The 23,013-nt window shown below is 41.2% G+C and carries 24 protein-coding genes; 18 read left to right on the top strand and 6 right to left on the bottom strand.

Translation table 11 applies throughout. The features are described 5' to 3' along the window. The first annotated feature begins 2 nt into the window (after positions 1-2). From LPA49_RS00845 to LPA49_RS00820, 6 genes are read left to right on the top strand one after another with little or no spacing between them, the layout of a single operon-like run. Entirely contained in the window at positions 3-1,367 is a 1,365-nt protein-coding gene (locus LPA49_RS00845; protein ID WP_036967535.1) for a MotA/TolQ/ExbB proton channel family protein, read from the top strand. Beyond that, entirely contained in the window at positions 1,367-1,891 is a 525-nt protein-coding gene (locus LPA49_RS00840; RefSeq protein ID WP_036967538.1) for a MotA/TolQ/ExbB proton channel family protein, read from the top strand. Before LPA49_RS00845 ends, LPA49_RS00840 begins: the two co-directional genes overlap by 1 nt. A 14-nt stretch (positions 1,892-1,905) precedes the next feature. Further along, complete coding sequence (locus tag LPA49_RS00835; protein WP_036967540.1) at positions 1,906-2,310, top strand: biopolymer transporter ExbD; 405 nt, start codon at positions 1,906-1,908, stop codon at positions 2,308-2,310. Beyond that, complete coding sequence (locus tag LPA49_RS00830; RefSeq protein WP_036967542.1) at positions 2,310-2,927, top strand: energy transducer TonB; 618 nt, start codon at positions 2,310-2,312, stop codon at positions 2,925-2,927. Before LPA49_RS00835 ends, LPA49_RS00830 begins: the two co-directional genes overlap by 1 nt. A gap of 11 nt (positions 2,928-2,938) precedes the next feature. Then, the gene (locus LPA49_RS00825; protein WP_036967545.1) at positions 2,939-4,198 is read left to right on the top strand and encodes a lipopolysaccharide assembly protein LapB; all 1,260 of its coding nucleotides are present in this window, start codon (positions 2,939-2,941) and stop codon (positions 4,196-4,198) included. A gap of 56 nt (positions 4,199-4,254) precedes the next feature. Further along, a complete protein-coding gene (locus LPA49_RS00820) occupies positions 4,255-5,259 on the top strand; it encodes a hypothetical protein (protein WP_180310924.1) in 1,005 nt (334 codons plus the stop codon). Positions 5,260-5,285: 26 nt separating this feature from the next. On the opposite strand, the gene LPA49_RS00815 is transcribed toward LPA49_RS00820, so the two are convergent. Continuing rightward, positions 5,286-5,621, bottom strand: a complete 336-nt coding sequence (locus tag LPA49_RS00815) for a TraR/DksA C4-type zinc finger protein (protein ID WP_230235251.1) — start codon at positions 5,619-5,621, stop codon at positions 5,286-5,288. Positions 5,622-5,672: 51 nt separating this feature from the next. Beyond that, entirely contained in the window at positions 5,673-6,650 is a 978-nt protein-coding gene (locus LPA49_RS00810) for a tRNA-dihydrouridine synthase (RefSeq protein WP_065978731.1), read from the bottom strand. A gap of 172 nt (positions 6,651-6,822) precedes the next feature. On the opposite strand from LPA49_RS00810, the gene LPA49_RS00805 reads away from it, so the two are divergent. From LPA49_RS00805 to adk, 10 genes are all read left to right on the top strand, one after another. Continuing rightward, positions 6,823-7,410 (top strand): hypothetical protein, encoded by a 588-nt coding sequence (locus LPA49_RS00805; protein ID WP_065978714.1) that lies wholly within the window; start codon positions 6,823-6,825, stop codon positions 7,408-7,410. A 54-nt stretch (positions 7,411-7,464) separates the two neighbouring features. Beyond that, positions 7,465-8,328 carry a DUF692 domain-containing protein gene (locus LPA49_RS00800; protein WP_036967556.1) on the top strand — a complete coding sequence of 288 codons (864 nt, stop codon included), beginning with the start codon at positions 7,465-7,467 and terminating at the stop codon, positions 8,326-8,328. Then, positions 8,321-9,079 (top strand): DUF2063 domain-containing protein, encoded by a 759-nt coding sequence (locus LPA49_RS00795; protein WP_257473648.1) that lies wholly within the window; start codon positions 8,321-8,323, stop codon positions 9,077-9,079. Before LPA49_RS00800 ends, LPA49_RS00795 begins: the two co-directional genes overlap by 8 nt. 86 nt (positions 9,080-9,165) lie before the next feature. Further along, positions 9,166-9,288 (top strand): hypothetical protein, encoded by a 123-nt coding sequence (locus tag LPA49_RS22285; protein WP_256213662.1) that lies wholly within the window; start codon positions 9,166-9,168, stop codon positions 9,286-9,288. 137 nt (positions 9,289-9,425) lie between these two features. Beyond that, a complete protein-coding gene (gene apt / locus LPA49_RS00790) occupies positions 9,426-9,971 on the top strand; it encodes an adenine phosphoribosyltransferase (RefSeq protein WP_036967559.1) in 546 nt (181 codons plus the stop codon). Between the two features lie 3 nt (positions 9,972-9,974). Further along, entirely contained in the window at positions 9,975-12,362 is a 2,388-nt protein-coding gene (gene dnaX, locus LPA49_RS00785; RefSeq protein WP_180310923.1) for a DNA polymerase III subunit gamma/tau, read from the top strand. A 59-nt stretch (positions 12,363-12,421) separates the two neighbouring features. After that, complete coding sequence (locus LPA49_RS00780; protein WP_036967566.1) at positions 12,422-12,748, top strand: YbaB/EbfC family nucleoid-associated protein; 327 nt, start codon at positions 12,422-12,424, stop codon at positions 12,746-12,748. A 10-nt stretch (positions 12,749-12,758) separates the two neighbouring features. After that, the gene (recR, locus tag LPA49_RS00775; protein ID WP_036967569.1) at positions 12,759-13,367 is read left to right on the top strand and encodes a recombination mediator RecR; all 609 of its coding nucleotides are present in this window, start codon (positions 12,759-12,761) and stop codon (positions 13,365-13,367) included. A 159-nt stretch (positions 13,368-13,526) separates the two neighbouring features. Continuing rightward, the gene (gene htpG / locus LPA49_RS00770) at positions 13,527-15,440 is read left to right on the top strand and encodes a molecular chaperone HtpG (protein ID WP_036967589.1); all 1,914 of its coding nucleotides are present in this window, start codon (positions 13,527-13,529) and stop codon (positions 15,438-15,440) included. 180 nt (positions 15,441-15,620) lie between these two features. After that, positions 15,621-16,265 carry an adenylate kinase gene (gene adk / locus LPA49_RS00765; protein ID WP_036967590.1) on the top strand — a complete coding sequence of 215 codons (645 nt, stop codon included), beginning with the start codon at positions 15,621-15,623 and terminating at the stop codon, positions 16,263-16,265. 64 nt (positions 16,266-16,329) lie between these two features. Here adk and tpx read toward each other — a convergent pair whose 3' ends face one another. Further along, the gene (gene tpx, locus LPA49_RS00760; protein WP_118844803.1) at positions 16,330-16,896 is read right to left on the bottom strand and encodes a thiol peroxidase; all 567 of its coding nucleotides are present in this window, start codon (positions 16,894-16,896) and stop codon (positions 16,330-16,332) included. 222 nt (positions 16,897-17,118) lie between these two features. Between tpx and LPA49_RS00755 the strand changes: the two genes are divergently transcribed. After that, positions 17,119-18,123, top strand: coding sequence for a response regulator (locus LPA49_RS00755; protein ID WP_036967595.1), 1,005 nt, complete (start codon positions 17,119-17,121; stop codon positions 18,121-18,123). A gap of 3 nt (positions 18,124-18,126) precedes the next feature. Then, positions 18,127-19,092, top strand: coding sequence for a diguanylate cyclase (locus LPA49_RS00750; RefSeq protein ID WP_036967597.1), 966 nt, complete (start codon positions 18,127-18,129; stop codon positions 19,090-19,092). Positions 19,093-19,295: 203 nt separating this feature from the next. Here the strand turns inward: LPA49_RS00750 and LPA49_RS00745 are convergent, their stop codons facing one another. The 3 genes from LPA49_RS00745 to LPA49_RS00735 are packed head-to-tail and all read right to left on the bottom strand — an operon-like array spanning position 19,296 to position 23,004. After that, positions 19,296-20,177, bottom strand: a complete 882-nt coding sequence (locus LPA49_RS00745; protein WP_118844414.1) for a universal stress protein — start codon at positions 20,175-20,177, stop codon at positions 19,296-19,298. Positions 20,178-20,182: 5 nt separating this feature from the next. Continuing rightward, on the bottom strand, positions 20,183-21,697 hold the full coding sequence (locus LPA49_RS00740; protein WP_036967604.1) for a SpoVR family protein: 1,515 nt from the start codon (positions 21,695-21,697) through the stop codon (positions 20,183-20,185). A 20-nt stretch (positions 21,698-21,717) separates the two neighbouring features. Further along, complete coding sequence (locus LPA49_RS00735; protein ID WP_036967607.1) at positions 21,718-23,004, bottom strand: YeaH/YhbH family protein; 1,287 nt, start codon at positions 23,002-23,004, stop codon at positions 21,718-21,720. Between the last annotated feature and the right edge of the window lie 9 nt (positions 23,005-23,013).

The raw sequence follows: 23,013 nt of genomic DNA, 5'->3' as shown, positions 1-23,013 counted from the left end.
TAATGAAGAAACTATTTAAAGGTTTTGCTGTTGCAGCAGTACTATCTGTTTCTGCAGGTACCGCGCTTAATGCACATGCAAACACTGATGCTTTAGACAAAATTCTTGAGCAAGTTAAGCAAGAACGTATCTCTGAAGGTAAATTAAATAAGCAACGTGAACAAGAGTTCCTTTCAGCTCGCGCTGACAAGCAAGCGTTACTTAACAAAGCGAAAAGTGACCTAGCTGCTGAAAAAGCGCGTGGTGACCGTTTAGCTAAAGAATATGCTCAAAACGAAAATACTTTAGCTGAGAAAGAGCAAGCTCTTTTAAATGCACAAGGTACGTTAGGTGAGATGTTCGGTGTTGTACGTCGTGCAGCAGCTGATGCAATCGGTTCAATCGAAGCATCACTTGTTTCTGCTGAAAAGCCAGGACGTGCTGAAGTACTTCGCTCATTAGCTGCAGCGAAAGAACTTCCAACAGTTCGCGAATTAGAAGAGCTTTGGATTTCACTTCAAACTGAAATGACTGAGTCTGCAAAAGTTTCAACATTTGAAACTGAAGTTGCTGGTCTTGACGGTTCATCTTCTGTGAAAAAAGTAACGCGTATCGGTAACTTTAACTTAGTAACTGATGATGGTTATTTAATTTACTCTCCAGAAACGAAAGCAATCCAACCTCTAGGTAAGCAACCTGATAGCTACATCCTAGCGGGTATTAGCGATTTAGAAAATACATCTGCTGACAACTATGCTGGCGTATACATCGACCCGACTCGTGGCGCGATCTTACGTATCAATACGCAGAAGAAATCGTTAATGGAATACTATGAGCAAGGTGCTGAAGTTGGTTATATCATCACAGTATTATTACTTGTTGGTCTACTAATCTTCGTAGTACGTTTCGTTGATCTTGCGCTTACTAGCACTAAGATTAAGAGCCAGCTTAAAAACCTTTCTACTCCGAATACAAACAACCCACTGGGTCGTATTCTTAAGGTTTATGCTGACAACAAGAATCAAGACGTTGAAAACCTTGAGCTTAAACTTGACGAAGCTATCCTACGTGAAACGCCTCGCATCGAAGCTGGTATCAACATCATCAAGATCTTGGCAGCAATCGCACCATTACTTGGTCTACTAGGTACGGTAATCGGTATGATTCTTACGTTCCAAACAATCACATTGTTCGGTACGGGCGATCCGAAGATCATGGCTGGTAATATCTCTCTAGCACTTGTAACTACAGCGTTAGGTCTAATTGCAGCTCTACCACTTATCCTACTTCACTCAATTGTTGCTGGTCGTAGTAAGTCGGTTTTACATGTCCTTGATGAGCAAAGCGCTGGTATCATCGCAGCTCACGCGGAGAAGGAGAAAGCCTAATGCTAGTCCTGATGGAGATCTGGGAATCTATCAGGGATTTTGTTGGCACAGGCGGCCAGGTTTTATACGTGGTCGCGATAGCACTCTTTCTTATGTGGGTTTTAATGATTGAGCGCTATTGGTTCCTACTAGCTGAGTTTCCTCGTATGACGAAGGATATTGTAGCTCAGTGGGATGCCCGCCAAGACACTACGTCTTGGTACGCACACAGAATCCGTGAAGCATGGATTTCTGAAGCGTCTGAAAAATTAGATCAGCGTATGTTGTTGATTAAGACATTGGTAGCTATTTGTCCTTTAATCGGTTTATTAGGTACTGTAACGGGTATGATCGCGGTTTTCGAAACCATGGCTACTCAAGGTACTGGTAACGCACGTTTAATGGCATCAGGTATTTCAATGGCAACAATCCCAACAATGGCTGGAATGGTTGCGGCACTATCTGGAGTATTCTTCAGCTCACGCCTTGAAGCGAGAGCAAGAATGGCGAAAGCTAAACTTGTAGATAGCATGCCTCATCACTAGAGAGAGAATTAAATATGGCACGTAAACAACGTTTTCGTGAAGAAGAAGAAGCAGCGGTTGACATGACGCCAATGCTTGACATCGTATTTATCATGCTTATTTTCTTTATCGTAACTACATCGTTCGTTAAAGAGGCTGGTATCGAAGTCAATAAACCTAAGGCAGCCCAAGCTACGAAGCAAAAAAATGCAAATATTTTTGTTGCTATTCGTGCTGACGGTGCGATCTGGATTGATAAACAACAAGTAGACGTTGAACGTGTTTCAGCTAAACTTGAAAGTTTATTAGCAGAACAACCTACTGAAGTTGTAATTTTGCAAGCTGATAAAGAAGCAAAACACGGCGTAGTAGTTAAAGTTATGGACCAGATCAAAGCGACGGGTGATAACCTTAAAATTTCAATAGCTGGAGATCAGTAATGATTCGTTTTCTGTTTTCACTGATTGCAGGTGGGGCAGTTACTTTCGGCTTGTTCTACTTCATGGCGTACCTCATCTCCGGTGGAGCTGATCGTGCGACTGAACAAAAAGAACAGATTGTAGTCGAAATTATGACGAATCCGCCTGAATCTAAGGTGCAGGAGAGGAAGCGTGTTCCGCCTCCGCCTCCGCCACCGCCAAAGCAGCCGCCTAAGCCGCAGCCGCCTCAGCCGGAAAACAGCAACCCTAACACTGGTGGTTTGTCATTTAATATGCCAAGCATCGATGTGGGTGGCACAGCTGGAGGCCTAAGTGGTCCAGGTGCATTTGGACGTGATGGTGATGCGACACCTATCGTTCGTATTGAACCAAAATACCCTACGCAAGCAGCGCGTGACGGTAAAGAAGGTTGGGTTCAACTTTCATTTACTATCAATGAAGTAGGTGGTGTAGAAGATGTTGAAGTGATCGATGCTGATCCAAAACGTATCTTTGACCGCGAAGCTAAACGTGCACTTCGTAAGTGGAAATACCGTCCGAAAATCATCGATGGTAAACCACAAAAACAATTTGGTCTTCAAGTACAACTAGACTTTAAACTTAACCAAGGCAACTAAGGAGGCGAGTAATGAGAAATTTATCTAAAGTAACAGCACTTGCGCTTCTTATGACTCTTTCAGGTGTGGTTTTCACTGCACCTGCTTTAGCAGCGCCAGATTACGCGAAGATTGAAGCGCGTAAAAAAGCAAAAACTAAAGTAATGGGTGAGCGCGTTGGTAAGAAAGTTATTAAAGCATTCGACCTGTACAATGAAGAGAAGCTTGATGAAGCGATTGCATTACTTAAAGAAATTGATCCATCGGATGAGTTTGATAAGGCAACTGTTGATCGCTACCTAGGTCAAATGTACGCTCAAAAAGAGCAGTACAAACTGGCTATTAAGCATGTCGCAGCGGCGGTGAAACCTGATGTATTAAACTTTGCTGACCAATCGCAAGGCTTAAAACTATTAGGTGACATGTACGCGGGTACTGAGCAATACGCAAAAGCAAAAGATGCGTATTACGCTTGGATGGACTTCACAGGTGAAGAAGACGACAAAGTTTACACTCGTATTGCGCAAGCAAACTATGAGTTAAAACAGTTTAACGACGTTCTTCCAGCTGCAAACAAAGCAATCAAATTGGCGGAGGAGCCTTCTAAAGCTTCTTACCAATTAAAGCTAGCTGCCTATTTTGAACTTAAACAGTACAAAAACATGGTAGAAGTAGCGGAAGAGATTGTTCGTGTTTGGCCTGAAGACAAAAAAGCCTGGGTTGGTTTAGGTAAATACTACCTTCAAACTGAAGACTTCAAGAAAGGTCTAGCGACCATGGAAGTTGCCTATAAAAATGGCTATTTTGAAAACGAAGTTGAATACAAAGTACTTTCTAACTTTTACTCGTTAAACGAAATTCCTTACAAAGCAGCTATTGTGCTTGAAAAGGCAATTAACGAAGAAAAAGTGGTTCGTAACAAGCAAAATATCAGTGCAGTGGCATCTAACTATCACCGCTCAAAAGATATTGAGAAAGCAGCTAAGTACTATGAAGAAGCGGCTAAATTTGATGACGATGCAGAGCTTTATCGCAAAGCAGGTTCATTACTTTTACAATCGCAAAATTATGGTGCAGCCGTTGTTCGTTTGAACAAGGCATTAGAGTTAGGTTCTGATAAAACGGGATCTATCTATACAGACTTAGCTGAAGCTTATTACTACCAAGAAAAGTATAAGCAAGCGTATGCTGCTATTACAAAAGCAATGGATGATCCGCGCACGCGCAAATTTGCGAAGAGCTGGTCGACCTACATCAAAGATAAAGCCGCTCGCAACGGTGTAAAAATCTAATTGATGTTGTTTTAAAATAAAAAGCCCCTCTGGGGCTTTTTTTATGGAATTTTATTATGATAAGACAGATCGTTTTGTTGTTATTAGTCAGTGTCATGTTATCTGCTTGCAGTGAGCAAAGTGATCGCTTTAGCACGTATACCGAAGGACAACAGCAAATTGGCAATATAAATAATCTTTTATCAACCCAGCTAGACAATGGTGGCAAAACATATTGGCCATTTTCTGAAGCGTACTTACAGGCTCGTCATCTTGCTTACCAAGGCTTAGCAAATGTTGAGTTGAGTGATTCACAGCAAGCGCAGTTAAATTATTTAATTATTGCGCAGCGATATCCAGAACGATTTTTTGTATGGCCCGTACAGCGTGATGTGATAAGTAATGCTATAAAGCAAGATGATTACACACCGGAAGCGCTCTGCAAGTGGATAGAGCGAGTAGAAACAAAACTCATAGAGGCTGAGCAAAGTAATTTAAGGCTTAATAAGCTTGAGCTAAAGTTGTTACGCAGTATGGTGATATCTCACCTCGATAATAATAATGAAAATGTCGTGATGGCACTAACGAAGCTTAATCAATATTTAGCGCAATACAAGCCTCGAACAAAGCTGGGGTTAGTTGGGCTTGCGAATGGTAAGGATTGGTATCAAAGTAAACTTAATTATTTTGCCAATACAACAAAGCCACCCTTGTCTTGGTTAAGTGAGATTCAGCATTTACTAAAAGAAAAGCCCACAGTCGATTTGTCATCACCTGTTTTTTCATCACATAACAAGCCACTCGTGTTGCAGTATTTAGAGGACGGCGATTTACATGCTGGGCTTGACTGGCAATTAGATTTCATTGATGTCAAACAAAGTAAACGTCAATTGAATCAAGATGAACAATACTTTTGGTCTGTAATGATGGAAACCGATTTAGGGATTCATTATCACACTTGGAATGAGCAACAAGCACGGGTAAATTTAATGAAGCGTTTAAGTGTTAATCAGCAGCAGGCTGATTGGCTAATCGAAGATATTGTACTTTATCCTGCAATGAGCTTTATTTTTGCGCGTTAACTAGGTTATCTATTCAACACTGCGCTTTAAGGAGCGCAGTGTCGGCAGCGTTGGCTTGCAGGGTCTGCAATTAAACGCTCATTATCAATTTTTTCCTCACAGTCACAGCAATAACCATATTGACCAATATCAATTTGGCACAGTGTTGCTTCGAGTTTTTCTAACCGAGATATCAATATTTGAAATTCGGGTCCGAGATTATTCGCTGTCATTTCTAACCAAACAGAAGGCGGGTTATCCTTAAGTTGCGAGAGTAGTAGCTGATGGTGACCTTGATTAGAACTAGCCAACATATCAAGTAAACGTTGTCTAACCTGCGCCAGTTCCGCAGATAGCTTTGTTTGGATTTCAGTATTGTTCATCGCGTTTGTTCCAAGTGGGCAATACTTTAATTATCCAACAAAAGCGATCCATTAGTTATGATTTGCATCAAAACTAGGCGCTTTGGCATACTTTCTTAGTACATTTGCAACGTCATCTTTCGCTTTTAAACGTCTAATTTCATCAAAAAGTGTATGTGCTTGTGGGTATTGGCGTTTCAGATAACCAAGCCACTGCTTGGTGCGAGAAGCAAAATATTTTTCACACTTACTCTCGTCTTGGTGCATTGATGAGTGAATAATGTGGTAAATAACATGTTCCCATTGCAGTGGAGTATATGTTTCATTGTTTACATGCGCTTTAATTTGCATTGCAAGATCTGGCATTGCCAAGGCGCCTCTGCCAAGCATTAAGTTTTGACATTGACTACGAATCTGGCACAGCATTGCGTCTTCGACTTGCCATATTTCACCATTAGCCACTACAGCAATATCTTTATTTTTAATTAATGGCGGGATTTTTTCCCAGTATGCAGGAGGGTTGTAGCCATCACGTTTTGTTCTTGCATGGATAGCGAGGCTAGATGCACCCGCGCTGACTACCGCATCAACGATTTCTTGGCTATTACTATCATCATCAAAACCCAGTCTAATTTTAGCGCTTACTTGATGTTTGCTATCTACAGCATCGCGAACCGTTTTAATGATGTCGTACATATGCTCCGGATCTTTCAATAGTACTGCGCCGCCTTTACTTTTATTGACCGTTTTTGCGGGGCAACCAAAATTTAGGTCAATACCGTGTGAGCCTAAGCTAATCGCCTTTACAGCATTTTCAGCTAATGCATCTGCAACTTGGCCAAGTAGCTGAATTCTCACTGGTGTTCCAGCACGGGTGTAGCCATCTGTTTTTAATTCAGGGCAGTAGCGATGAAATACACGTTCTGGAAGTGTTGCATCAACAACACGCACAAATTCAGTCACGCATAAATCAAACCCACCTATGTCAGTAAGAAGCTGTCTCATTTTAAAATCGACAACGCCTTCCATTGGTGCTAAAACTAGTTGCATAATACCATTAAACTTAATGAAAAATTGGACGCGTATTTTACCTGCAATTAGCAACTTGATAAATCGTAATTTGCTTTGTAGGGCGATTTACTAAAATAATTGCATAAATATGAAATTAATTTTTAATCGTCGGGTCTTGTTTAATATACCTTATAAAAAAGAGAGTCATCGTATGAACACAGTTAAGAAAAACTCAATTGCATTAACATTAGGCGCCGTTGTTGTGGGTGCATCAAGCTTTGTAGCCACAGATGTAAATGCAAACCCATTTGAGTTCCAACAAATGCAAGCGGGTTACCAGCTTGATGCTGCTGAAGGCAAATGTGGCGAAGGTAAATGCGGTGCCGAGAAAAAGGCAGAAAAAGAAGGCAAATGCGGCGAAGGTAAATGCGGTGCCGAGAAAAAGGCTGAAAAAGAAGGTAAGTGCGGCGAAGGTAAATGCGGCGCTGACAAAAAAGCAGCCAAAGAAGGTAAGTGTGGCGAAGGTAAGTGCGGCGCTGACAAAATGGCATCTAAAAAAGCAGCCAAAGAAGGCAAGTGCGGTGAAGGAAAATGCGGCGCTGACAAAATGGCATCTAAAAAAGCAGCCAAAGAAGGCAAGTGCGGTGAAGGAAAATGCGGCGCTGACAAAATGACATCTAAAAAAGCAGCCAAAGAAGGCAAGTGTGGCGAAGGTAAATGTGGCGCTGACAAAAAGGAATCTAAAAAAGCTGCTAAAGAAGGTAAATGTGGTGAAGGTAAGTGTGGTTCAAACCACTAAGCTTTTACTTAGCGAGTAAAAGGGCCATTTAGGCCCTTTTTAGTAGGAGATGATATGTCATTTGAATCGACCTTGGATTTTGGCCAAATTGGTTTAGGACTTCGACGTGAAATGCTTGATGATATGCTCGCAGATGTCCCAAAGCCAATTGATTTTTTAGAAGTGGCACCAGAAAACTGGTTGAAGCTAGGCGGTCGTTTTGCTAAACAGTTTAAGCAACTTACAGAGCAACATGCATTTATTTGTCATGGTTTATCGTTATCAATCGGCTCACCCGCTGCGCTGGATGTCGAGTTTGTAAAATCATTAAAAGCCTTTTTTAAAGAGCATAACATACGCTTGTTTAGTGAACATTTAAGCTATTGTTCGGGAGAGGGTCATATGTATGATTTAATGCCAATTCCTTTTACTGAAGAAGCTATTAAACATGTTGTTTCACGTATTAAACAGGTTCAAGATATTTTAGAGCAGACTATCGCTATCGAAAATGTGTCGTACTATGCGGCTCCAGGCCAAGAAATGACGGAGCTTGAATTCACAAAAGCGATACTTGAAGAAGCAGATTGCCAACTCTTACTCGATGTTAATAATATCTATGTAAACTCAATAAATCATGGCTACGATGCAACGCATTTTTTAATGGGCTTGCCTAGCCATCGAATAGCGTATGGACATGTTGCGGGGCATTATACTGAAGCTGAGGATTTATTAGTCGACACGCATGGCTCACCCGTTATAGACCCTGTTTGGCAGCTGCTAGAAAAGGCGTATGATGTGCACGGTGTGTTTCCAACACTGCTTGAGCGTGACTTTAATATACCGCCAATGAATGAGCTTCTTGCTGAGCTGGCAATTATTAATAACTTACAACGAGCAGCTTTAAAAACAAATCAACCAACGGTGAAACAAAGTGCCTAGTCATTTTATTGAAGTCCAACAGCAATTTATGGCGCATATCCGTGATCCTGCTCACAACGCAAAACCAGCTGATGTTGAAGAGCGACGAATGGCGATTTATCGTGACTTATTTTTCAATAATGTTGATGGTTTTGTAAGTTCAGCATTTCCTGTTTTAAAAAGTTTGTATAAAGAAGATGATTGGCAACAAAGAGTGCGGCAGTTTTTTAGTAAACATGATTGCAGTTCCCCGTTTTTTTTAGACATTGCAGGAGAGTTTTTACAGTTTCTTGCTGGCAGCTACACAAAGCAAAAAAACGATCCGCCATTTATCCTCGAATTAGCCCATTATGAATGGGTTGAACTCGATGTATCGGTGTCACATCAAGGTAGTCATGAAATAAATTTAGAAGCTAACCAAGTTGCGCGTGCAGGTTTATATTTAACCAGTTTGGCTCGTAATTTAAGTTATCTTTACCCAGTACATACAATCAGTCAGGATCATCAACCTACAGTGCCTGCCAGCGAACCCTATTATTTTGTTGTGTATCGCGATAACAACGATGAGGTACAATTTCTCTCAACAAATGCAATGACCGCTTTATTGTTAAGTATTATCGAATCACAACCCGGTATTGATTTAGCTGAGGTATGTCAGCAGGTTGCAAAACATGTTCCACAATTTACATTAGAACAGCTGTATCAAGGAGCATTAAGTACACTGAGTTCAATGGCTGAACGAGGCGTCATTGTCACTCAGCGAGCACCTTAAAAAACAGCATAAACGCTTTATTGATGTAAGCACTTCGACTATTATGTGCGCTTTGTTTTATCGTGCTTAATAGAAAGGTAGTAATTATGTCGAATGATAAAGACTTTAAAGATCCGTTCAACGCAACGTATTTTATTGCGTTCCTAGCAGTGTTTGCTGGTATTGGTTGCCTTAACGCTATCCTAGGCTGGATCACCGCTTTATCTTAATATGCGTATGCAAATTTAAGACATCAGGCTGCAATGCAGCCTTTTTTGTGCTTATTTCAAAACTTGCTACCGACTTTTAAATAAGGCGATGTTATACTCGCAAGCTTTGTTATATTAACTATTGAGCAGTATAAATTATGACTCAAGCAACTTCAGCGCTCATTAAACAGAGCATTGCAACTATCGCTGATTACCCTAAGCCAGGTATTATGTTTCGTGACGTAACAACCTTAATGGCAAACGCAGACGCTTTTAAAGCAACAATTGATAGCTTTATTTCTGCGTACAAAGATCAAGGATTTACTAAAATCATTGGTACAGAATCACGTGGCTTTATTTTTGGTGCACCCCTATCTTATGCGCTGGGTATTCCGTTTATTCCTGTGCGTAAACCAGGCAAGCTTCCGCGTGAAGTCATTTCGCAAAATTACCAATTAGAGTATGGTGAAGATACACTTGAACTTCATACTGATGCTATCGTTGCAGGTGATAAAGTGTTATTAGTAGATGACCTACTCGCGACAGGCGGCACAATTGAAGCAACGGCTAAACTTGTTGCTAAATTAGGTGGTCATGCAACCGATGCTGCTTTCGTTGTTTCATTACCAGAGCTTGGTGGAGAGCAGCGTGTTGCACAAATGGGCATTAAAATTCTAAAGTTGGTTGAATTCGAAGGCGAATAATTAATGAGTTATCAGGTTCTAGCAAGGAAATGGCGACCACAAACCTTTCACGAGTTAGTGGGACAGTCTCATGTTAAGCAAGCGTTAGTTAATGCATTAACACAAAACAGACTTCATCATGCTTATCTCTTTACTGGAACCCGTGGGGTGGGTAAAACAACCATCGCACGTATATTTGCTAAAAGTCTAAACTGCGATAAAGGAATTTCTGCAGAACCTTGTGGTCAATGCTCAAGCTGTACCGACATTGAAGCGGGTCGCTATATTGATTTATTAGAAATCGATGCTGCATCGCGTACCAAGGTAGAAGACACCCGTGAAATCCTTGATAACGTGCAATATGCACCAACGCGAGGTCGTTATAAGGTTTACCTTATCGATGAAGTTCACATGCTTTCAAAGCACAGTTTCAATGCGCTACTTAAAACATTGGAAGAGCCGCCAGAGCATGTGAAATTTTTATTAGCCACGACCGATCCACAAAAACTGCCAGTGACAATTCTATCGCGCTGTTTACAGTTTAATTTAAACGCGTTATCACAATCAGAAATTCATGATCAACTTGCTCATGTTCTTAATCAAGAACAATTAAGCTTTGATGATAAATCGTTGTCTATCCTTGCTAAAGCCGCCGATGGCAGTATGCGAGACGCCTTAAGCTTAACCGATCAGGCTATTGCTCAGACAAACGGTAATATTAATCATCAAGCTGTTCAAACCATGCTTGGTTTGATGGATACACATTACAGTCAAACCATGTTAGCAGCCGTTTTATGCCAAGATGGTGATGCACTTCTGGCCGAAGTGAAAGCGGTTGTCAGTCGAAACCCAAATTTTGTCGCCTTATTGGATGATTTAATTGCACTTACTCACCTTATTCAGCTTGTGCAATTAGTCCCCAGTGCCGCTGCACTTGATGAGACTAACCGAGACTTTATTGAGCAGGTTGCACAAACAACCGATGCTCAACAAATGCAAGTGTATTACCAGTTGCTGTTAAATGGTAAAAAAGATTTGCAATGGGCACCGGATGCAAAACTAGGGTTTGAAATGATCATGTTGCGTTTGTTGGCATTCCAACCGACACAATTTGCGCAAAGCCAAACACCGACAAATAGTCAACAGCAGGTGAAACCAAGTGGTGCAGGTGCACTACGTGATATCTTAAAAAAATCATCAGCTCAGCGTGAACAAGCAGCATCCGAGCAAACGTCTACGGCAGTAAACCAAGCACCTTTGCAGCCACAGCCAATAAAAGCCGAGCCTACGGTTACACAAGCGGCAGCACCACAGATTGACCTAAAACCTGAACAAAAAGTCGATAATACAGCTGAGCAGTCACAACAACCTAGTCAATCTTTTGATACGTTAGGGAGTTCTGATAAACAGTCAGCGGCTTCTTTGTATCAACAAAATAGTACCGATACGCCTGATATGCCAGCGACAGAATACTATGATGATTACGATGCTCAAATGGACTCATCGCTTGCAGCGCAATATGATGATGTGATGAGTAGCGCTTATGATCAGGGTTTTATTGCTAACGAGCCAGATGTGCAACCACTGCCGCAGGCAGAGCAAACAGCGCCTGTGCAATTACAACAGCAGCAAAGCTTGGCTCAATCGGCAATTGCACGTATTTTAAAAGATCGTAATATTTCTGGTGCAGGGCGTTTAAGCGGTGCTGCAAGTCAAACTGACATAAAGCCAGAGCCCGCGGAATCGACAGTACATGAGCCAACGCAACATGGTTCAGCATCAACGAATTTTCAACCTCAGCAGCAAACAGTGGCTGCTGATGTAAAAAAGCCAAGCCCCCAGCCGACGGGGGAGAGCAGTCATAAAGTAAAAAAAGTCGACTTTAAAGCAAAGCATCAAACCATAACAGAAAATTTAGCCCCTGAGTTGCTTGAGCAGATTAATCCACAAAAAGCACCGGAGCCTGTAGCAGAAGAGCCTAGTATTCCTGTTCCTGATGATTTTGAAAGCCCGATCAGCAGTATTAAATTTGCACACGAACAAGATGAATGGGCTTATTTAATAAAACGTATGGGACTAGGTGGGCGTATGCGTCAATTTGCGCTACATTCTATTTTCACAAAGAATGATCGTCAGCTTCATATTGAAGTCGACTCTTCACAACGTCACCTCGACAGCGCCGTACTAAGACAAAAGCTCAACGCAGCGTTAAGCGAGATTTATGGCCATAATGTAGAGCTCAATATCGACTTTGCAGATGGGGTGATAGATTCGCCTTATTTGATTCAGCAAAAGATTGATGCAGGCCGTCATCAACAAGCAATAGATGTAATAAATAGCGATGAGAACATTGTGCAATTTCAACAATTATTTAGCGCAATAATCGACGAAAACAGTATTCAGGCATTGTAATTACACACAATAGCCCTTATCTTCATGCCAATTAAAGTAGTTTAGAAAGAGAGACAGTTATGTTTAAAGGTGGAATGGGTAACATGATGAAGCAAGCGCAGCAAATGCAAGAGCGCATGCAAAAAGCCCAAGAAGAAATCGCAAACCTAGAAGTTGTAGGTGAAGCAGGTGCAGGCCTAGTTAAAGTAACGATGCTAGGTAACCACAATGTACGTCGTGTAGAGCTTGACGAAAGCCTAATGGAAGACGACAAAGATATGATCGAAGATTTACTTGCAGCAGCATGTAATGACGCTGTACGCCGTGTTGCCGAAGAAACACAAGAGCGCATGAGCAAAGTAACTGGCGGTATGCAATTACCACCAGGTATGAAAATGCCATTCTAAGTGAACATTTATGCAACTATCGCCTAGTTTAACACAGTTAATTGAAGCACTGCGCTGCCAACCGGGTATTGGCCCGAAGTCAGCACAGCGTATTGCTTTTCATTTACTTGAACGCGACCGCCAAGGGGGTAAACAACTTGGCCACGCACTCACAAAAGCAATGGATGAAGTAGGGCACTGTCAGTCTTGTCGTACCTTCACAGAGCAGCCTGTGTGCGATATTTGTTCAAGTGTTAAACGCCAAGATAGTGGTTTATTGTGTGTGGTTGAATCGCCAACCGATGTACTTGCTATTGAACAAACCGGACAATATCAAGGGCTTTACTTCGTTTTAATGGGTCACTTGTCACCAATTGATGGCATAGGCCCCAAAGAAATCGGCCTTGATATCCTAGAAAGTAAACTGCAAAACGGCGGCATTAATGAGGTGATCCTCGCAACCAACCCAAGTGTTGAAGGTGAAACCACAGCCCATTATATTGCAGAGCTTTGTCACAAATACCAAGTGAATGCTTCACGCATTGCTCACGGTGTGCCAGTTGGTGGTGAGCTTGACTTGCTTGATGGCATGACCCTAATGCATGCCTTTAGCGGGCGACGCGCAGTAAATCAAAACTAATACCCAAAACGGTATCAAAAGCCTGCTTAATGCAGGCTTTTTTGTGTTTTATCTCCAATTTACCTGCAAATTTAATTTTTTGCCTTGAAGTTCCTAAAGCCTGCCCCATATATGAGTCATAGTGCAGATAAGACACTTTGTTAATTGGAGATTTACACAATGACTGCAGCACAAAAAGAAACATTAGGCTTTCAAACAGAAGTCAAACAACTATTAAACCTGATGATTCATTCTCTTTATTCTAATAAAGAGATTTTCCTACGTGAACTCGTATCAAACGCGTCAGATGCGGCAGATAAATTACGTTTCCTTGCGCTTTCAAATGGCGATTTATATGAAAACGATGCCGACTTAAAAGTACGTATCAGTGCCGATAAAGATGCAAACACAGTGACTATTACTGATAACGGTATCGGTATGAGCCGTGAAGATGTAATTAACTCATTAGGTACGATTGCAAAATCAGGCACGGCAGAGTTTTTTCAAAACTTAACGGGTGACCAAAGCAAAGATTCACAATTAATTGGTCAATTCGGTGTAGGCTTTTACTCAGCATTTATCGTTGCGGATAAAGTAACGGTACGCACCCGTAAAGCCGGTGAGAGCCAAGGTATTGAATGGCAATCAGCTGGTGAAGGCGAATACACGCTACAAGAAATTGATAAGCCAACCCGTGGTACTGAAATTATTCTTCATTTACGTGAAGACGAAAAAGAATTTGCTGATGAATATCGCTTACGCAGTATCGTTACTAAATACTCTGACCATATTTCAATTCCTGTTGAAATGTACAAAGCAGAAGTACCAGAATCTGAAGGTCCTGATGGCGAGAAAATCCCAGCACAACCAGGCGAATGGGAAGGTATTAACCGCGCAACGGCACTGTGGACTCGCGACAAGTCAGAAGTAACAGACGAAGAATACAAAGAATTCTATAAACATATTGGTCATGATTGGGAAGAGCCATTAAGCTGGGCGCATAACAAGGTTGAAGGTAAAACTGAATACACAAGCTTGTTATACATCCCGAAAAAAGCACCATTCGATTTATGGAATCGTGACCGTCAAACAGGTTTAAAACTGTATGTGCAACGCGTTTTCATTATGGATGATGCTGAGCAATTTATGCCAAGCTACCTGCGTTTTGTGAAAGGTCTACTTGATTCAAATGACTTACCACTTAACGTATCGCGTGAAATCTTACAAGATAACAAAGTGACACAAGCAATCCGTAAAGGGTGTACATCGCGTGTCCTTAAAATGCTTGAGCGCATGGCTAAAAACCGTGAAGAAGATTATCAAACGTTCTGGAACGAGTTTGGTCAAGTGTTAAAAGAAGGCCCAGCAGAAGACATGGCAAACAAAGAAGTTATTGCTAAGTTGCTGCGTTTCTCTTCAACACACACAGACGAAAGCACACAAAATGTATCGCTTGATCAATACATTGAGCGTATGAAGCCAGAACAAGATAAGATCTACTACGTGGTTGCTGATTCATTTGCTGCGGCAAAAAATTCACCGCACCTAGAAATCTTCCGTAAGAAAGGCATTGAAGTATTGCTACTAAGTGACCGTGTTGATGAGTGGATGATGAGCTACCTAACAGAGTTCAACGAAAAATCATTCCAGTCAATCACTCGTGGTGACTTAGACCTTGGCAACATGGATGATGAAGAAACCAAAAAAGCGCAAGAAGAGTCAGAAAAAGAAGTGGCAGGCTTAGTTGAACGTATTAAGACAGCCCTGGGTGATAGTGTTAAAGATGTACGCTTTACGCACCGTTTAACCGACTCGCCTGCCTGTGTTGTTGCTGATGAGCATGACATGAGCTCGCAAATGCAAAAACTAATGGAATCAGTAGGTCAAACAGTGCCTGAGCAAAAGCCAATTTTTGAGCTTAATCCAGAGCACCAACTTGTGAAGCATTTAAATGTTGAACAAGATGAAGACAAGTTTACTCAGTGGTCACATGTCCTACTTGACCAAGCATTACTGGCTGAGCGCGGTACCTTAAAAGACCCTGCTGGCTTTGTAACTCGCTTGAATAAACTAATGCTAGATTTAAGCAAGTAAGCGTTTTTACAGTTTGAATTAGAAAAGGAAGCCCAGCTTCCTTTTTTATTGCCGCTAATATAGGCAATTGGTATAAGTTACTTGAGGTATAGCCTCAGTTGTGGAAGAATTCAGGCTCTAAAAACAAAACTCCACTGATCGACCATAATTAAAGATTAGTATCACACAGAGGACAATGATATGCGCATTATTCTTTTGGGCGCGCCGGGTGCAGGTAAAGGTACTCAAGCTCAGTTTTTGATGGACAAATACGGTATTCCACAAATTTCTACGGGCGATATGCTGCGTGCAGCAATCAAAGAAGGTACACCGCTTGGTCTTGAAGCTAAAAAAGTAATGGATGCAGGTCAATTAGTATCTGATGAAATCATTATTGGTCTTGTTAAAGAGCGTATTGCAAAGCCTGATTGTGAAAAAGGTTTCTTGCTAGATGGTTTCCCACGTACTATTCCTCAAGCTGATGCAATGAAAGAAAATGGCGTGGTTGTTGACCATGTTATTGAATTTGATGTTGCTGACGAAATCATCGTTGAGCGCATGGGCGGTCGTCGTGTACACCCAGGTTCTGGCCGTGTATATCATGTTGTTTACAATCCACCAAAAGTAGATGGTAAAGACGATATCACAGGTGAAGACCTTATTATTCGTGATGACGATACTGAAGAAACAGTACGTAAACGTTTAGGTATTTACCACGACCAAACTAAACCACTTGTTGACTATTACCAAGCTGAAGCAAAAGCGGGTAACACTCAGTACCACAAACTGGATGGTACACAAGCTGTTGAAGCAGTAAGCCAACAACTTGGTGAACTACTTGGTTAATCTTAGGATTAACTAAGCAAAAAAACCGCCTGTTGGCGGTTTTTTGTTTTTAGTATCGCTGAGGTTATAGCTTTTTCAGTGCATCAATTGCGCTGTCGTAATCGGGCTCTTTAGAGAGGTTATCGACAAGTTGTTTGTAAACGATTTTGTGTTCCTTATCTAAAACGAACACTGCACGGGTTAATAACCCCATATCCTTAATGATCAAACCATAGTTTTGACCAAAGTCACGCCAAACAGAGTCAGACAATGCCGTGACCTTATCGATATTTTCGGCTTTACAAAAGCGTTTTTGCGCAAAGGGTAAATCAGCACTTAATGTTAGCATTGCAATGCTGGGAAACTCAGAAGCTACTTTTTCATTAAAATGTTTTGTTTGAATACTGCAAACGCCCGTATCAAGGCTTGGCACAACACTTAATAATACGGCTTGCCCTTGATAGTCGTTGAGAGTGACAGGGGTGAAATTACCATCTACGACCTTGAAGTTAGGGGCTTGCTGACCTACTTTAACACCTTGTCCAAGTAATGTGACGGGTTTCGATTGTGCAGAAACTTTGCCAGCATCTAAACTATTTTCTACTAAATCATTGGCATAACTGAATGTACAAACTGCTCCAAGAGCAAACATAAGAGGGCGTAACAACATTACTTCATTCCTTCAAATTAACGCATTTAACATCAGTGTATTATACTGAACCAATAGCTCCAAGGTTTACCACAATTTAAAATTGTAAATAACCTGTAGTTTGATTAACATGTGTGCGTAGTCCGATTTTTGTTTATAAAAATAATAATAAAGTTAGTGCATTTTGTATTAGCTAGTTCAAAAGTGCGTATTTAGAGAGAATATATGTCAACATCGGTATTAGTTTGTGATGATTCAAAATTAGCGCGTAGACAATTAGCGCGCTCTTTACCTGATGATTGGGATATAAAAGTCGAATTTGCTGAAAACGGCATTCACTGTATTGAACAAATTAAGCGTTTACAGCCCGAAATTTTATTTCTTGATTTAAATATGCCCGAAATGGATGGTTATGAAGTGTTGCAAGCCATTCAAGATCAAGGCTTACATGTATTAACCGTTGTCGTCTCGGGCGATATCCAGCCAAATGCGCATCAACGCGTGCTTGAACTTGGCGCAATCGATTTTATTCAGAAACCCTGCTCAGCAGAAAAGCTCGCGAACATTATTGAACATCATGGTATTAAAGACAAAGCCATGCGGGAGCGCTTAGCAAATAAGCTAGGTGAGCAAGTCGACCCCGATGTACGTGACATATACCAAGAACTCACCAATGTTGCTATGGGCCAAGCAGGGGACTTATTAGCACGTTTATTGAATGTGTTTGTAAAGCTTCCAATTCCGAACGTAAATGTACTTGAAGTCAATGAGCTTGATATGGCCTTGCGGTCGATTGATGCCAATGCCTCAACGTCAGGTGTGTGCCAAGGCTTTATTGGCGGTGGCGTGTCGGGTGAAGCGTTATTGCTGTTAAATGATTCGAGTTTTAAAGAAATTGCTTCGTTAATGAATTACGAAGGAGAGCTTAACAATAAAGTTGAGCTTGAACTGTTAATGGATGTCAGTAACATCTTAATAGGCGCTATTTTGAGTGGGCTGTCAAAGCAACTTGATATGCGTTTTAGTCAAGGTCATCCGGTGGTGTTAGGTCAGCATTGTGATGTGTCTGATTTGGTTAAAGCCAATAAATCACGTTGGCAACGAACTCTCGCCATTGAGATCAGTTACGGCATTGAAAATCACAACATTAATTGTGATCTTATGTTGCTGTTTACTGAGGACTCATTAAAAACTTTAAAATATAAAGTAGCTTATTTATTAGAAGACTAAACTATGCCTGCAGCCGATTTTAATATGAATGAACTCCATTGGTTAATGGATATGTTTAATACCGTTGATGTAGGCCTTGTGGTGCTTGATAGAGACTATAAAGTCTGCATTTGGAATGGTTTTATGGAAAACCATTCGGGTTTATTGCCAAGCGCAGTAAAAGACAAAGACTTATTTGATCTCTTTCCATCAATTGATGAAAAATGGTTTCGTAGTAAGTCTGAATCTGTGTTTATTCTTAATAATCGCTCGTTCACGATTTGGGAGCAGCAACCCTATATTTTCCGTTTTAAAAATTACCGTCCAATTACCGGTAAAGCGGATCATATGTATCAAAATGCTACCTTTATTCCGCTCACCACAACGACCGGCGAAGTATCACATATCTGTATTATTATTTACGATGTGACCGATGAAGCGGTGAATAAAAAAGAACTTGAAGACGTTAATGCGAAGCTCGAACAAATGAGTCGCACTGATGCATTGACACAGCTAACTAATCGCGGATTCTGGGAGCAAAAACTACGTAAAGAATACATGCGTATTTCCAGAAGCGGTGGCTGCAGTACGTTATTAATGTTTGATATCGACCATTTTAAAACCGTTAACGATGAGCATGGGCATCGTGCTGGTGATGAAGCACTGCGTCATATTGCTGATTTATTGAGAAAAACATTACGTGAAACTGATTTAGCAGGCCGTTATGGTGGTGAAGAATTTGCCGTAACTTTGCTTGATACGGATCATGAAGGTGCAATGATCTTTGCAGAGCGTTTACGTGCTCTTATTGAAAATTCGTCAATTTATTTTGGTGATAAACAAATTAAACTCACGGTGAGTATTGGCTTTGCGTGCTCTGATGAGAAAAAGTTTGAGCGTTATGAAAAGTGGATTGAAGCAGCTGATCAAGCCTTATACCACTCTAAACAAAATGGCCGTAATAAAGTGACGGCTTATTCAGACTTATGACACCAATTGCAAAACAAGACTTAATCTTTTTGAGGCATTAAACCTGTCGCTACCTGCGTTAAAAATGTCTGATTTACGACTGCATGGATGTATGCGCAATTGCCGAGAACATCTAAATAACGACATTTTTGCCGTGTTATCAACGCGGTTTTATTGCCTCAAAATAGACCACCTAATTAAGCTAATTGATATTAAGTCTGGCTTTAGTTATCGAAAGGAGGGATCACTAAAATATCCGTTTTTAGTAATTTCATAACCTTTTCTGCTGTATTACCAATAAGATGCCCTTTAATTCCTGTATTACCCACCGTACCCATTATTACAAGGTCTGCACTGAGTTTTGCGGCGATACTGGGGATCACTTGCTCGACGATACCTGCCTTAATTTCTAGCTTTTCTTTGAGGTTATATGACTCAATCAGTGCGCGTTGGGCACTGGGGAGTTTTTCATAAGCATTAATAACTTGCTCATCAGAAAAAACTAACCCCAAATCGCGTAAAAAGGGCGATACATGCACGGTATAACAAGCAAAAAAATCACTTTCATAATCAGCGGCATACGCTAGACCCATTTTTATCATTGCTTCGTTAAGACGATATTTAGTGGCTTTCTCACTGCCTAAGTCGAGCGCAGCGAGCACATTAGTATTGTTTTTCCACTTGTTATCAGCAGCTAAATAAAGCGGTAGGGGACTGAAGCGTATAAGCTGCCAATCAAGCTCACTAAACTGTGTTTCTGCATCAATATGACGCGTTTTAATCACAAGCTCGTACGCTGACGTATCAAGCTCATTAGCAAGCCACTGCTCAGGACTTTCATGCCAAAGCGTTTGGAATGTGTAGCTACCTTGCTCTAAATGGCTGTCAATTAAAGGTGATAGTGTGTCACGAATTTTACCTAATTCTTTATCCTGAATAGCAAGTGCTTCTTCGGGTGGAATCGAAAATAAAATACTGTTGGTATCTTCATAGCTAAATGCGACGATATCAATATGCCTAACCCCCTTCGCTTTTTGTTTGGCGTGAAGTATCGAGGTTTTGGCATCGGCGATAGCGTCGATGATGACCAGTATTTTTTTATCCATGTGATCTACTCTGTTGTGTGTCGTGCATCACTTTTTGGGCATTCACCAAGTAGTGAAATTTCACCGGTTGAAGATTCTTGTTCCAGTTTTACCTTAAACCCCCATAACCTGTAAAGGTGTTTCAGCACTTCATCTTTTGAGCCAGCTAACGGAATGTTTTTATGAGGTACATAGCGTAAGGTTAGAGAACGATCTCCTCTAATATCAACATTATAGATTTGTATATTGGGTTCATGATTACTTAAGTTATATTGTGCAGATAACGTTTCACGTACTTGTTGATAGCCCACTTCGTCATGTATCGCGCCGACATTAAGGGTTGGCTCTTTTTCATGATCAATAATAGTAAATAGCTTGAAGTCACGGATAATTTTAGGTGATAAAAACTGGCTAATAAAGCTCTCATCTTTAAAGTTTTGCATGGCAAAATGCAGGGTTTCTAGCCAATCGGCTCCAGCATATTCAGGGAACCACTTTTTATCTTCATCAGTGGGATTTTCACAAATTCGGCGAATATCAACCATCATATTAAAGCCCAATGCATAGGGATTAATACCAGAATAATAATTGCTGTTATAAGGCGGCTGATAAACCACATTGGTATGACTTTGTAAAAACTCGAGCATAAAGGCATCGGTGAGTTTTCCCTCATCATACAAGTGGTTTAAAATCGTATAATGCCAAAACGTTGCCCAACCTTCATTCATCACCTGCGTTTGCTTTTGGGGGTAAAAGTATTGTGAAATTTTTCGCACAATACGGATTACTTCACGTTGCCATGATTCAAGTAGCGGGGCATTTTTCTCTATAAAATACAGAATATTTTCTTGTGGTTCCTCAGGAAATCGACGCTCGTGTTTTTTCGACTCTTGTTGAGATGTTGGAATAGTTCGCCATAATTCATTCACCTGCGATTGCAGATAATCTTCGCGTTCTTGTTGACGCTTTTGCTCTTCATACAGCGAAATTCTTTGCGGGCGCTTATAACGGTCAACCCCATAGTTCATTAAGGCATGACAAGAGTCGATAAGGTTTTCTACCTCATTAATACCGTACTTCTCTTCACAGCGCGCAATATAATTTTTCGCAAATAATAAGTAGTCGATAATAGAACCTGCATCGGTCCAGGTTTTAAATAAGTAATTACCTTTAAAAAATGAGTTGTGGCCATAGCACGCGTGCGCCATCACGAGAGCTTGCATTGGCAAGGTGTTTTCTTCCATTAGGTAAGCAATGCAGGGGTCTGAATTTATAACAATTTCGTACGCTAACCCCATTTGCCCGCGTTTATAATTTTGCTCTGTTTGAATAAACTTTTTACCGTATGACCAATGACTATAACCGATAGGCATGCCTACGCTTGAGTAAGCATCCATCATTTGTTCAGCAGTGATCACTTCTATTTGATTCGGGTAAGTATCGAGCTTATAGATCTTTGCGACTCGCTCAATTTCACTTTGGTACTGTGCTAATAAATCAAACGTCCAATCAGGTCCGTCACTAATACGTTTATCGGCCATATTTTACCTCACTCGCAAGGCTATGCGGCGCCTTGCTGCTGACGATTCTTTTTAAATAATTCACGGAAAATAGGGTAAATGTCCTCTACACCACGAATATGTTGCATGGCAAAGTTGTCGTGTGTTTGTGCTATTGATTGATACTCACGCCATAAACTTTGATGCGCACGCGCCGTAATTTCTATGTACGCATAGTAACGTACTGCTTTGAGTAATTTATTGCGGAGTATTTCACCGCAATGAGGAGAGTCATCGGCCCAGTTATCACCATCAGATGCTTGTGCAGCATAAATGTTCCACTCATCTGCATGGTAACGTTCAGCGATAATTTCATTCATTAATTTCAGCGCACTCGACACAATAGTGCCACCGGTTTCTTGTGAGTAAAAGAACTCCTGCTCATCAACTTCTTTCGCTTGTGTATGGTGGCGAATGTACACGACTTCGATATCTTTGTAGCTGCGAGTCAAAAACTGATACAGCAAAATATAAAACCGTTTTGCCATATCTTTTGTTGCTTGATCCATCGAACCTGACACATCCATAAGGCAAAACATCACGGCTTTACTCGTCGGGTGGGGACGTTTTTCGTAATTGCGAAAACGTAAGTCGTAATTATCAATAAACGGCACGGCTTTTATGCGACTTTCAAGCTCTTCAATTTGACGCTCAAGCAGGGCAATGGCGGCTTTGTCGGGCTCTTCCTCTGCTTTCAAAAGCGCTAATTGTCCTTGAAGTTCGCTCAGATGTCGTTTTTTGCCCGCTGTCATTGCAACACGGCGAGCGAGCGAGCCTTGTAATGAGCGCACTATATCAATATTACTGGGCATACCATCGCTACAAAAACCAGCGCGATGCGTTTTCATTTGCACGAGTTTATCAAGTTGATTTTGCTGTAAGTTTGGCAGCTCTAAATCTTCAAATAATAAATCTAAATACTCGTCTTTAGAGATAGAAAAAACAAACTCATCTTGGCCTTCGCCCGAATCACTTGCGTCACCTTCGCCACTGCCACCCCCTTGACCGCCTCCTTGCGGGCGTTTAATTTTATCGCCTGTTGAGAATTGGTCATTTCCTGGATGTATTTGCTCCCGATCGCCCCCTCGTCCTTGATGAAATACAGGCTCACTAATATCGCGCTGTGGAATAGAAATACTCTCGCCACTGCTCGTATCGGTTACGCTGCGTTTATTAATGGCATCAGATACAGCTTCTTTAATCTGTTTTTTATAACGCCTGATGAAACGCTGACGGTTCAACGTACTTTTGTTTTTTCCATTCAGGCGTCGGTCTATAAAATGCGCCATAACAACCCC

Origin of the sequence: Pseudoalteromonas sp. MB41 (genome assembly GCF_020966275.1) — a bacterium.
In the GTDB taxonomy this organism is placed as follows: domain Bacteria; phylum Pseudomonadota; class Gammaproteobacteria; order Enterobacterales; family Alteromonadaceae; genus Pseudoalteromonas; species Pseudoalteromonas lipolytica.
This window is presented reverse-complemented; position numbering and strand designations above follow the sequence as displayed.